The organism is Pseudomonas moraviensis subsp. stanleyae (assembly GCF_036283065.1).
GTDB classification, from domain to species: Bacteria; Pseudomonadota; Gammaproteobacteria; order Pseudomonadales; family Pseudomonadaceae; genus Aquipseudomonas; species Aquipseudomonas stanleyae.
In genome coordinates, this window is record NZ_JAADJI010000011.1 from 71120 (window position 1) to 83633 (window position 12514).

Consider the following 12514-nt stretch of genomic DNA (forward strand, 5'->3'; position numbering starts at 1 on the left):
TTGCTTAAAGCGACGAGTATTTCTTGCGCAGACGCTGACGAATCAGTTCTGCCAGGGTGTTCATGACGAAGGTGAACAGCAGCAGCACCAGCGCCGAGAGGAACAGCACGCGATAGTGGCTGCCGCCGACTTCCGACTCGGGCATCTCCACCGCGACGTTGGCAGCCAGGGTGCGCAGACCTTCGAACAGGTTCATCTCCATGACCGGGGTGTTGCCGGTGGCCATCAGCACGATCATGGTTTCGCCGACCGCACGGCCCATGCCGATCATCAGCGCCGAGAAGATGCCCGGGCTGGCGGTCAGGATCACCACGCGAGTCATGGTCTGCCATGGCGTGGCACCCAGGGCCAGCGAGCCGAGGGTCAGGCCGCGCGGCACGCTGAACACGGCGTCTTCAGCAATCGAGTAGATGTTCGGGATCACCGCAAAACCCATGGCCAGACCGACCACCAGAGCGTTGCGCTGGTCGTAGGTGATGCCCAGGTCGTGGGAAATCCACATGCGCATGTCGCCGCCGAAGAACCAGTTCTCCATGAACGGGCTCATGTACAGCGACAGCCAGCCCACAAACAGAATCACTGGAATCAGCAGCGCACTTTCCCAACCGTCCGGGACTTTCAGGCGGATCGACTCGGGCAGTCGGCTGAAAGTGAAACCGGCGACGAGGATGCCGATCGGCAGCAGCATCAACAGGCTGAAAATCCCCGGCAGATGACCCTCTACGTATGGCGCGAGGAACAGACCGGCGAAGAAACCGAGGATCACCGTCGGCATCGCTTCCATCAGCTCGATCACCGGTTTGACCTTGCGACGCATGCCCGGGGCCATGAAGTACGCGGTGTAGATTGCCGCAGCGACGGCCAGTGGCGCCGCCAGCAGCATCGCGTAGAACGCGGCTTTGAGGGTGCCGAAGGTTAGCGGCGACAGGCTCAGTTTCGGTTCGAAATCGGTGTTGGCCGCCGTCGATTGCCAGACGTATTTAGGCTCGTCGTAGTTCTCGTACCAGACCTTGCTCCACAGTGCGCTCCATGACACTTCCGGGTGCGGGTTGTCGAGCAGCAGCGGTTGCAGCTTGCCGCCGGCTTCGACGATCACCCGGTTGGCGCGTGGCGACAGACCGAACAGGCCTTGGCCTTCAACCACCGGATCAACCAGCAAAGTGCGGTGCGCGGTGCTGTGGAACACGCCGAGCTTGCCGCTGGCATCGAGGGCGAGGAAGCCTTTGCGGCGCTCTTCGGCAGCGATCTCAACGATCGGCGTGGTGCCCATCTGGAAAGTGCGGATCTGCTTCAGGCGCAGCTCGCCATCGGTGTCGCGGGCCATGAACCACTGGGCCAGACCGCCCTTGGAATCACCGATGATCAGCGAGATGCCGCCGACCAGTTGCCCGGTCGCAGTGACTTCGGCGTCGGCATTTTCCAGCAGTTTGTAGCGGCCGTTGAGGCTCTTGTCGCGCAGGCTGAACACGTCGGCCTGGGCACGTCCGTTGACCACGTACAGCCATTGCTGACGCGGGTCGACGAAGATGTTTTTCACCGGCTCGGTCATCTGCGGCAGATCGATACGCTTCTGCTCGTTGGTGACTTCGCCGGTCATCATGTTTTCTTCGCTGGTCAGCGAGAGCACGTTGAGTTGCGAACCGGTGGAGCCGACCAGCATCAGCGTCGAGTCGGTGGCGTTGAGGCTGACATGCTCCAGCGCGCCGCCGCTTTCATTCAGCGCGATCGGCGCCTCGCCGTACGGGTATTCGATGGCCGGGCTGATGGTTTTCTTGCCATCCGGGTAGCTGACTTTATAGGTGTGGCGGAACACCAGCGCCTGACCGTTGGACAGGCCCACAGCCACCAGTGGCTGGCCCGGTTGATCTTCGCCAATCGAAGTCACCGTTGCGCCCGCCGGCAATGGCAGGTCGACGCGCTTGAGCTCACCGCCACTGTCGATATCGAAAAACAGCGCCTGGCCCTTGTCGGAGACGCGCATGGCCACCTGATTCTGCTCCTCGAGCGAGATCATCAGCGGCTTGCCGGCGTCCTGCATCCAGGCCGGGGTGATCGAGTCTTTCGCGGTCAGGTCGGCACCCTGGAACAAGGGCGCAACGACATAAGCGAGGAAAAAGAAAATCAGGGTGATTGCCGCGAGCACCGCCAGGCCGCCAACAAGGACGTACCAGCGGGTGAAGCGATCCTTGAGCGCGCGAATGCGACGCTTGCGTTGCAGCTCAGGCGTATTGAAATCAATGCGCTTGGGAGGGGAAGACGTAGTCATTGGGGAATTGGCCAGATCATTCATGCGCACACCCTAGCGATCCTGTATGACAGAAAGATGACAGTGCAGTGACGCAGCAAATCCGCCAGCCGGAAGATCCGGCAGCGGAGTCGAAAATTAGTGTGTGGGAGCGAGCCTGCTCGCGAAAGCGTCGAGTCAGTCACCTTGATGGTGCATGTGACGGCCCCTTCGCGAGCAGGCTCGCTCCCACAGGAGTCTGGCTTGAAGCCAGACTCAGGGTGTTACTTCTTGGCGACCGCGCCGCCTTCCTGCAGACCCAGGTCAGCCAGTGCTTTTGCAGCAACCTTGGCTGGCAGCGGGATGTAGCCGTCCTTGACCACGACTTCCTGACCCTGTTTCGACAGGATCAATTTGACGAACTCGGCTTCCAGCGGTGCCAGAGGCTTGTTCGGCGCCTTGTTGACGTAAACGTAGAGGAAGCGCGACAGCGGGTACTTGCCGTTCAGAGCGTTTTCTTCGGTGTCCTCGATGAAGTCCGTGCTGCCCTTCTTGGCCAGAGCGACGGTTTTTACGCTAGCGGTCTTGTAGCCGATGCCCGAGTAGCCGACGCCGTTTAGCGAGCTGCTGATCGACTGCACAACTGACGCCGAACCTGGTTGTTCGTTGACGTTTGGCTTGTAGTCGCCTTTGCACAGAGCTTCTTCCTTGAAGTAGCCGTAGGTGCCGGAAACCGAGTTACGGCCGAACAGTTGCACTGGCTTGTTGGCCAGGTCGCCGGTCACGCCCAGATCGCCCCAGGTTTTCACATCGGCCTTGGCGCCGCACAGGCGGGTCGACGAGAAGATCGCGTCAACCTGTTCCATGGTCAGGTGCTGGATCGGGTTGTCCTTGTGCACGAACACGGCCAGGGCATCCACTGCAACCGGAATCGCAGTCGGCTTGTAGCCGTACTTCTGTTCGAAAGCCTGCAGCTCGTTGTCCTTCATCTTGCGGCTCATCGGGCCCAGGTTGGCGGTGCCTTCGGTGAGTGCAGGTGGCGCGGTGGAGGAACCGGCAGCCTGAATCTGGATGTTTACGTTCGGGTATTCTTTTTTGTAGTTCTCGGCCCACAAGGTCATGAGGTTGGCCAGGGTATCGGAACCGACGCTGGACAGGTTGCCCGACACACCAGTGGTCTTGGTGTAGCTCGGGATAGCAGGGTCAACAGCGGCGAACGCGTTGGCAGTCGCAACGCCAGCAGCGACAAAAGTCATTGCCGCCATCAAACGCTTCAGTTTCATGCCTTACTCCTAGCAGATAGGGGGTGTTAAGTCGGGCCAAGTATCGGCAGGCCATGTGAACACTCTATGGCTGAAATATGACAATTGGATGAAAGGCCAGCATCGGGTTTTGCTGGATGATTTGTGATATCCCCATTCGCGAGCAGGCTCGCTCCCACAAATGAAATGCATTCCAACTGTGGGAGCGAGCCTGCTCGCGAAGAGGCCGGTATTGGTGGAGTAGATCCTGGGCTTTAGCGCCCCTTCTTCCAAAGCCACGCTCCCACCACCATCCCCATCGCGCACAGCACCGCCACATAGTAAGCCGGCCCCATCGCACTTTCTTTCAGCAGCAGACTCACCACCATCGGCGTCAAGCCACCGAAGATTGCGTACGCGACGTTGTACGAGAACGACAACCCGCTGAAACGCACCACCGGAGGGAACGCCTTGACCATCACGTATGGCACCGCGCCGATGGTGCCGACCAGCAGACCGGTCAGTGCGTACAGCGGGAATAGCCAGTGCGGGTGGTCGGCGAGGCTGTGGTAGAAGGTCCAGGAGCTGATCAGCAGGCCGAGGCAGCCAAAGACGAAGACGCGACCGGCGCCGAAGCGATCGGCCAGTGCGCCGGCGCCGATGCAGCCGAGGCTGAGGAACACGATCGCCAGGCTATTGGCTTGCAGCGCCGTGGTTGGCGAGAAGTGGTAGACCGTTTGCAGCACGGTCGGGGTCATCAGAATCACCACGACGACGCCAGCCGACAGCAGCCAGGTCAGCAGCATCGAGATGGCGATGGCGCCGCGGTGGTCACGCAGCACCGCGCGCAACGGCACTTCTTCGGCCAGTGCCTTGCGCAGTTGCAGTTCGGCGAATACCGGGGTTTCGTGCAGCCAGCGGCGCAGGTACACCGAGAACAGGCCGAACACGCCGCCAAGCAGGAACGGGATCCGCCAGGCGTAATCCGACACTTCAACGGGCGTATAAATGCTGTTGATTGCCGTGGCGACCAGTGAGCCAAGCAGGATGCCGGCAGTCAGGCCGCTGGTGAGGGTGCCGCAGGCATAACCGATGTGCTTTTGCGGTACGTGTTCGGAAACGAAGACCCACGCCCCCGGCACTTCACCGCCAATCGCGGCGCCCTGGATCACCCGCATCAGCAGCAACAGGATCGGCGCCCAGATGCCGATCTGCGCGTAGGTCGGCAGCAGGCCCATGATCAGCGTCGGCACGGCCATCATGAAAATGCTCAGGGTGAACATTTTCTTGCGCCCCAGCAGGTCGCCGAAGTGCGCCATGACGATGCCGCCCAGCGGCCGCGCCAGATAGCCGGCCGCAAAGATGCCGAAGGTCTGCATCAAGCGCAGCCACTCGGGCATGTCGGCCGGGAAGAACAGCTTGCCGACCACGGTGGCGAAGAAAACGAAGATGATGAAATCGTAAAACTCCAGCGCCCCGCCAAGGGCGGACAGCGACAGAGTCTTGTAGTCATTGCGGGTCAACGGTCGTGCGGGTTGCTCGGGCTGCGCGAGGCTCGAAGGCGCTGTGGTCATGGCAAGGGCTTCTCTTATAGTCGAATCTGTCGCCACAACAACGCTGGCGGTGGCTTGGACAGGTTCGGCACCATAGCAAATTGTTCGAAAAAGCACATAGAGGCGCGTAATTGACGGTCGAAATCAGAACCGGGTGGTCGTCGCGGGGTCTATCGACCGATATACTCGCCACCTGCGCAGGATTTGTAAGAGGTTGCTGTGCGAAAACGTTGTTGGCCCGTCCTTTGCTCGGGAATTAGCCTTTTTCGCAGAGTTTCCCTTTAGGCGCCTGATGGAAAACGTGACGAACGCAGTGTGTTCGGTGTTGAATCGTTTTTCTTGAAGACGGCTACCACCCGCAATACCCACGAAGAGTCACGGGTCAGAGGCCCCTCGGCATGATAGAGCTCGAACAAGAAGATCCGATCCCACAGGGCGACCTGGCCCTGCAAATCACCGCACTTCCGCGCGAAACCAACGGCTTTGGCGATATTTTCGGTGGTTGGCTGGTCGCGCAGATGGATCTGGCCGGCACCGCCATGGCCAGCCGCGTGGCCGGTGGCCGCGTCGCCACTGTCGCGATCGACCGCATGGCTTTTCTCGTCCCGGTCGCGGTCGGCGCGCAGTTGTCCTTTTATACCCAGACCCTGGAAATCGGCCGCAGCTCGATCCAGATGATGGTCGAAGTGTGGAGCGATGACCCACTGTCCAGCGAATGGCGCAAGGTCACCGAAGCGGTTTTCGTCTTCGTCGCCATCGACGGCAGCGGTCGCACCCGTTCGGTGCCGCCACGCGCGCGTTAAACCTCGCGGCCGTTTTGCGGTCGATAGTCGTCCCCAGTGTCTGATCGAGAGTTGCCCATGACCACGCCCAACGTTGAAGCCGTGAAACAGGATGAACTGAACTGCTGGCGCATCCGCCACGGCAAGGCCGAAGTGCTGGTGGCCCAGCAAGGCGCGCACATCCTCAGTTATCAAATCGACGGCCAGCCGCCGATCATCTGGCTCAACGACAAGGCCGAGTTCAAGACCGGCAAGAGCATCCGCGCCGGTGTGCCGGTGTGCTGGCCGTGGTTTGGCAAGTTCGAACGCAACCCGCACAGCGTGCAGGCCATGTACACCGGCGAGCAACCGGCCCCCGCCCACGGTCTGGTGCGAACGATGGATTGGGAGTTGGGCAACATCGAATCAGAGGCTGACGGCATCAAGGTCGAGTTCAAGCTGCCCTACCCGGAAGGTGGCCTGCCGGGCTGGCCGCACGAGGTCGACCTGACCCTGACCCTGCACTTGGCGGATCAGTTGCATTACAGCCTGACCAGCCATAACCGTGGTACTGACACCGTCACCCTGAGTCAGGCGCTGCACACCTATTTCGCCGTGAGCGACGTGCGCAATGTGCATGTCGACGGCGTGGCCGGTTTGAATTACATCGAGACCCTGGATGACTGGAACACGGCCAGCCAGAGCGGCGATCTGCATTTCGCCGGCGAGACCGACCGCATCTATCTCGATGCTCCGCCACAGCTGAGCATCGTTGATCCGACCTGGGAACGACGCATCGTACTGACCTCCACCGGCTCGCGCACTGCGGTGATCTGGAACCCATGGATCGACCGCGCCGCCGCACTGCCGGACATGGACAACGACGGCTGGCAGCGCATGCTGTGCATCGAGACGGCGAATGTGATGGATGACATCGTGAGCCTGGCGCCGGGTGCGAGCCACACCATGGGCGTCAGCGTCGCCAGCAAACCACTCTAAAAGCACCGCAATACAAAATGTGGGAGCGAGCCTGCTCGCGAAGGCGTTGTATCAGTCAACATTCAAATGTCTGATACACCGCTTTCGCGAGCAGGCTCGCTCCCACAGTTGTTTTGCGATGACCGTTAGAGGTCAGCCTCCTCCACCACCCGCACCTTCTCCGCTTCCAGCGCATACGCCGCATCCGCCAGGTCATTACTGACCTTTTCGATCTTCAGCGTGCCGGTCACCCACAGCGGTGTGTAGATGTCGTCCAGCTTCAAGCCTTTCGGATAACGCACCAGCACCAGTTGATTCGGCGGCGGTGGCGGTACGTGGATGCAGGCGCCCGGATACGGCACGAGGAAGAACAATGTGCTGCGGCCCTTGGCGTCGGATTCCAGCGGCACTGGGTAACCACCGAGGCGGATGTGCTTGTCGTTCATCGACGCCACGGTTTTCGTCGAATACATCACCGCTGGCAGACCTTTGGCCTGCTTCATCCCGCCCTTCTCGGTGAAGGTGCCGGTGGCTTCGGGGGTATTGTGGTCGATTTCCGGCATGGCCTCGAGGGCCTTCTGATCCGACTTGGGCATCAGCTCCAGCCAGTCGGTTTCCGGCAGTTCGCCGGCGTGGGCGAGATAGCTGCCCAGCAAGAGGAGAGTCAACAGAAGACGGCGCATGAAGGTGCTCGGCAGGCAAAGGAATGAACGGTGAGTAGCCGCGCATTCTAGCCCTCTCGGCCGCGATGGCCGAGAGGGCTTTGTCGTTTTCGATCAGTTCTTTTTGATCAGACCGTAGATCACCAGCAACACGACAGCGCCGACCAGTGCGCCGAGGAAACCAGCGCCCTCGCCCGCCTGATAGATGCCCAGAGCCTGGCCGCCGTAGGTGGCTGCCAGCGAACCGCCGATACCGAGCAGGATGGTCATGATCCAGCCCATGCTGTCATCGCCCGGTTTCAGGAACCGAGCCAGCAGGCCGACGATCAAGCCGATAAAGATGGTTCCGATAATTCCCATGGCATTTCCCTCTGATTTGGTAGATATGCGAAAGCCTAGACAGACTTTGGCATCCTGCCATGAGAGAACGGCGGCCCTTGAATGGTTCCGCCGCCGCCCCATGAAACCGCTTTTACTCGGCGATCAGCGCTTCGACCTTGATGATCTGCGCTTGCAGCGTTGCCATGTCGGCGCAGCGCAGGTTGGCGTGGCCGACCTTGCGCCCGGCCTTGAAGGCCTTGCCGTAGTGATGCAGATGGCAGTCTTCGATGGCGATGACTTTCTCCACCGGTGGTACCACGCCGATGAAGTTGAGCATCGCGCTCTCGCCGACCTTGGCGGTCGAACCCAGTGGCAGGCCGGCCACGGCGCGCAGGTGGTTTTCGAACTGGCTGCACTCGGCGCCTTCGGTGGTCCAGTGCCCGGAGTTGTGCACGCGCGGGGCGATTTCGTTGGCTTTCAGGCCACCGTCGACTTCAAAGAATTCGAAAGCCATCACGCCGACGTAGTCGAGGTGCTTGAGCACACGGCTGGAATAATCTTCCGCCAGTGCCTGCAACGGGTGATCGGTGCTGGCGACCGACAGCTTGAGAATGCCGCTGTCGTGGGTGTTGTGCACCAGTGGATAGAACTTCGTTTCGCCATCGCGGGCACGCACGGCGATCAGCGACACTTCACCGGTGAACGGCACGAAGCCTTCCAGCAGGCAGGCAACGCTGCCCAGTTCGGCGAACGTACCGGCCACGTCTTCCGGTTTGCGCAGGACCTTCTGGCCCTTGCCGTCGTAACCCAGGGTGCGGGTTTTCAGCACGGCCGGCAGACCGATCAAAGCGACGGCGGCGTCCAGGTCGGCTTGCGACTGGATGTCGGCGAAGGCCGGGGTCGGAATGCCGAGGTCCTTGAACATGCTCTTTTCGAACCAGCGATCGCGGGCGATGCGCAGCGCTTCAGCGCTCGGGTACACCGGCACGAATTGCGAGAGAAACGCCACGGTTTCGGCCGGGACGCTTTCGAATTCGAAGGTCACCAGATCGACTTCATCGGCCAGTTGGCGCAGATGATCCTGATCGCCGTAATCGGCCCGCAGGTGTTCGCCCAGCGCGGCCGCACAGGCGTCCGGCGCAGGGTCGAGAAAAGCGAAGTTCATCCCCAGCGGAGTGCCCGCCAGCGCCAACATGCGACCCAACTGGCCGCCACCGATTACACCGATCTTCATCTCAACAACCTCAGGCAATACGTGGGTCTGGATTGTCCAGGACGCTGTCTGTCTGCTCGGCACGGAAGGTTTTCAGTACCGCGTGGAACTGCGGGTGCTTGGCGCCGAGGATGCTCGCCGAGAGCAGCGCGGCGTTGATCGCGCCAGCCTTGCCGATGGCCAGGGTGGCGACCGGAATGCCGGCCGGCATCTGCACGATCGACAGCAGCGAATCGACGCCCGAGAGCATGGCCGACTGCACCGGCACGCCCAGCACCGGCAGGTGGGTCTTGGCCGCACACATGCCTGGCAGGTGGGCTGCGCCACCGGCACCGGCGATGATCACCTCGATGCCGCGGCTTTCAGCCTCTTCGGCGTACTGGAACAGCAGATCCGGGGTGCGGTGGGCGGAAACCACCTTGACCTCGTACGGGATGCCGAGCTTTTCCAGCATATCGGCGGTGTGGCTAAGGGTGGACCAATCGGACTTGGAGCCCATGATCACGCCAACCAGTGCACTCATCGTCGCGCCTCTTCTCTCTGGAGCGCCCGCAGGCGCGTCATAAAACAACAAGCCACGCAGGTTGCGTGGCTTGATTGTACGAAAAATGGCCGGACGTGCCGGCCGAAGGCCGCGCAGTATACCGCAAAGAAGGCAATAAACAGCCCCCGAAACGACCATCTGTCAAATGAGCGAAAGGCCCGGTTTTATTGACTTTTAGGTCAGCGAAAGAACAGCGCAAAAATCCCCCTGTGGGAGCGAGCCTGCTCGCGAAAGCGTTGTGTCAGACGATACCTCAGGGCCTGACACTGCGCATTCGCGAGCAGGCTCGCTCCCACATTCGATCTTCATCAGCTTCAAGCGTTTTGGGCAGCACCGCCCTCAAGCTTGCGCCACAGCAACCGCACGTTGGACTTGCGTACCAGTGCGCAGCGGTACAGGCGGATCTCCAGCGGCACGTGCCATTGCGGGCCGCCGCACACCACCAGCTCACCGCGAGCCAGTTCGGCGCGTACGCTCAGTTGTGGCACCCAGGCGATCCCCAGACCTTCCAGCGCCATGCTTTTCAGGCTGTCGGCCATGGCGGTTTCGTAGATCGTGGTGAAGCGCAACTGGCGCTGGCGCAGCAGGCCGTTGACCGAACGACCGAGAAACGCCCCGGCGCTATAAGCCAGCAACGGTACGCTCGCCTCCCCTTCCAGATCGAACAGCGGTTTGCCATCCAGATCCGCCGCACACACCGGCAGCATTTCGGTCTGACCCAGGTGCAGCGAGGGGAAGATTTCCGGGTCCATCTGCATCGCCGAATCCGGGTCGTAGAACGCCAGCATCAGATCGCAGCCACCTTCGCGCAGCGCATGCACGGCGTCGCCAACGTTGGTCGCCACCAGCCGCGTGGCGATGTTCAGCCCTTCGTTGCGCAACTGCGCGATCCAGCGCGGGAAAAAACCCAGGGCCAGCGAGTGCGCCGCTGCGACTTGCATCACCTCGCCCTGCCCGCCTTCCAGATGATGCAGGTGGCGCAACACTTCACCGAGCTGTTCGACCACGGTGCGCGCGGTCACCAGAAACAACTGCCCCGCCGCCGTCAGTTCGACCGGCGTGCGCGAGCGGTTGACCAGGGTCAGCCCCAGCGCGGCTTCGAGGCTGCGGATCCGCCGACTGAACGCCGGCTGGGTCACGAAGCGCCGTTCGGCCGCCTGCGAGAAGCTGCGGGTAGCGGCCAAGGCACTGAAGTCCTCGAGCCATTTGCTTTCCAGATTCATCACGTCCTCCCGGACACGCACCAAAACAGGTCACACGTCTGCCGCACAAGCGGCGTCACATCGGCATTATGCCGAATGTGCATAGGGCAGTGCTGAACAGCATTGGCCCAAAAACCCCCACAAGCCTAGCATTCGCAGCGTTCCGGCACAGACCGGGTCCTTATCGAGATGATTTCCATCATGTCCTCCGCTGCATCTTTCCGCACAGAAACCGACCTGCTTGGCGCCCTCGAAGTACCGGCCCATGCGTATTACGGCATCCAGACCCTGCGAGCGGTGAACAATTTCCGCCTCTCGGGCGTTCCGATTTCGCATTACCCGAAACTGGTTGTGGGCCTGGCGATGGTCAAACAGGCCGCCGCTGACGCCAACCGCGAGCTGGGTCACCTGAGCGAAGCCAAGCACGCTGCCATCAGCGAAGCCTGTGCCCGATTGATCCGCGGCGATTACCACGAAGAGTTCGTGGTCGACATGATTCAAGGTGGCGCCGGCACGTCCACCAACATGAACGCCAACGAAGTGATCGCCAACATTGCTCTGGAAGCGATGGGCCACGAGAAAGGCGAATACCAGTACCTGCACCCGAACGACGACGTGAACATGGCGCAGTCGACCAACGACGCTTACCCGACGGCGATCCGTCTGGGTCTGCTGCTCGGTCACGACGCGCTGCTGGCCAGCCTCGACAGCCTGATTCAGGCCTTCGCGGCCAAGGGCAAAGAGTTCGACCACGTGCTGAAAATGGGCCGCACCCAACTGCAAGACGCCGTGCCGATGACCCTCGGCCAGGAATTCCGCGCGTTCGCCACCACCATGGGCGAAGACTTGGCGCGTCTGAAGACGCTGGCCCCGGAACTGCTGACCGAAGTCAACCTCGGTGGCACTGCGATCGGCACCGGCATCAACGCCGACCCGCGTTATCAGGCGCTGGCAGTTCAGCGTCTGGCCCTGATCAGTGGTCAGCCACTGGTACCGGCCGCCGACCTGATCGAAGCGACCTCCGACATGGGCGCCTTCGTACTGTTCTCCGGCATGCTCAAGCGCACCGCGGTCAAGCTGTCGAAGATCTGCAACGACCTGCGCCTGCTGTCCAGCGGCCCACGCACCGGCATCAATGAAATCAACCTGCCGGCGCGTCAGCCAGGCAGCTCGATCATGCCCGGCAAGGTCAACCCGGTGATCCCGGAAGCCGTCAACCAGGTAGCGTTCCAGGTCATCGGTAACGATCTGGCGCTGACCATGGCAGCCGAAGGCGGCCAGTTGCAGCTGAACGTGATGGAGCCGCTGATCGCCTTCAAGATCCTCGACTCGATCCGCCTGTTGCAACGCGCCATGGACATGCTGCGCGAGCACTGCATCGTCGGCATCACCGCCAACGAAGCGCGCTGCCGTGAACTGGTCGAGCACTCGATCGGTCTCGTCACCGCACTGAACCCGTACATCGGCTACAAGAACGCCACCCGCATCGCCCGTATCGCCCTTGAAAGCGGCCGTGGCGTGCTGGAACTGGTGCGCGAAGAAGGTCTGCTCGACGAAGCCATGCTCGCCGACATCCTGCGCCCGGAAAACATGATTGCCCCGCGTCTGGTTCCGCTCAAAGCCTGAGCCGACGCGACTTTGTAGCACCGCTCACCAGGTCGAGGGACTAGACACCTCTCACCTTTTGAGGGCTTGGGGATTTTGTCTCCGAGCCCTTTTTTTTAACTTCTTTGCGGGCAGGACGTTAGATGCTTTGTGTATTCGATACCGCCAAGATCGCAGCCTTCGGCAGCTCCTACAGGATTGACGTACACC

General features: G+C 61.3%; 11 protein-coding genes. 3 read left to right on the forward strand and 8 right to left on the reverse strand.

The window, feature by feature from the left end; genetic code table 11:
• Positions 1–4 precede the first annotated feature (4 nt).
• From GXB78_RS20400 to GXB78_RS20410, 3 genes are all read right to left on the reverse strand, one after another.
• The gene (locus GXB78_RS20400; RefSeq protein ID WP_329516883.1) at positions 5–2038 is read right to left on the reverse strand and encodes an ABC transporter permease subunit; all 2034 of its coding nucleotides are present in this window, start codon (positions 2036–2038) and stop codon (positions 5–7) included.
• A 470-nt stretch (positions 2039–2508) separates the two neighbouring features.
• Entirely contained in the window at positions 2509–3507 is a 999-nt protein-coding gene (locus GXB78_RS20405; RefSeq protein WP_329516731.1) for a phosphate ABC transporter substrate-binding protein PstS, read from the reverse strand.
• Positions 3508–3740: 233 nt separating this feature from the next.
• On the reverse strand, positions 3741–5039 hold the full coding sequence (locus GXB78_RS20410) for an MFS transporter (protein WP_329516732.1): 1299 nt from the start codon (positions 5037–5039) through the stop codon (positions 3741–3743).
• Positions 5040–5416: 377 nt separating this feature from the next.
• Between GXB78_RS20410 and GXB78_RS20415 the strand changes: the two genes are divergently transcribed.
• Together GXB78_RS20415 and GXB78_RS20420 are read left to right on the forward strand one after the other, a co-directional pair.
• Positions 5417–5821 carry an acyl-CoA thioesterase gene (locus GXB78_RS20415; RefSeq protein ID WP_003229628.1) on the forward strand — a complete coding sequence of 135 codons (405 nt, stop codon included), beginning with the start codon at positions 5417–5419 and terminating at the stop codon, positions 5819–5821.
• A gap of 57 nt (positions 5822–5878) precedes the next feature.
• Complete coding sequence (locus GXB78_RS20420; protein ID WP_329516733.1) at positions 5879–6778, forward strand: D-hexose-6-phosphate mutarotase; 900 nt, start codon at positions 5879–5881, stop codon at positions 6776–6778.
• Positions 6779–6903: 125 nt separating this feature from the next.
• Here the strand turns inward: GXB78_RS20420 and GXB78_RS20425 are convergent, their stop codons facing one another.
• The 5 genes from GXB78_RS20425 to GXB78_RS20445 all read right to left on the reverse strand — a co-directional run bounded on the left by GXB78_RS20425 (position 6904) and on the right by GXB78_RS20445 (position 10720).
• Positions 6904–7440, reverse strand: coding sequence for a DUF3299 domain-containing protein (locus tag GXB78_RS20425; protein WP_329516734.1), 537 nt, complete (start codon positions 7438–7440; stop codon positions 6904–6906).
• A gap of 93 nt (positions 7441–7533) precedes the next feature.
• Positions 7534–7779, reverse strand: a complete 246-nt coding sequence (locus GXB78_RS20430; RefSeq protein WP_016772475.1) for a GlsB/YeaQ/YmgE family stress response membrane protein — start codon at positions 7777–7779, stop codon at positions 7534–7536.
• 112 nt (positions 7780–7891) lie between these two features.
• Positions 7892–8974 (reverse strand): 5-(carboxyamino)imidazole ribonucleotide synthase, encoded by a 1083-nt coding sequence (locus tag GXB78_RS20435; RefSeq protein ID WP_329516735.1) that lies wholly within the window; start codon positions 8972–8974, stop codon positions 7892–7894.
• Between the two features lie 10 nt (positions 8975–8984).
• On the reverse strand, positions 8985–9476 hold the full coding sequence (gene purE, locus GXB78_RS20440) for a 5-(carboxyamino)imidazole ribonucleotide mutase (protein WP_007920220.1): 492 nt from the start codon (positions 9474–9476) through the stop codon (positions 8985–8987).
• 335 nt (positions 9477–9811) lie between these two features.
• Entirely contained in the window at positions 9812–10720 is a 909-nt protein-coding gene (locus GXB78_RS20445; protein ID WP_329516736.1) for a LysR substrate-binding domain-containing protein, read from the reverse strand.
• 180 nt (positions 10721–10900) lie between these two features.
• On the opposite strand from GXB78_RS20445, the gene aspA reads away from it, so the two are divergent.
• Entirely contained in the window at positions 10901–12325 is a 1425-nt protein-coding gene (gene aspA / locus GXB78_RS20450; protein WP_016772472.1) for an aspartate ammonia-lyase, read from the forward strand.
• The last annotated feature ends 189 nt before the right edge of the window (positions 12326–12514 follow it).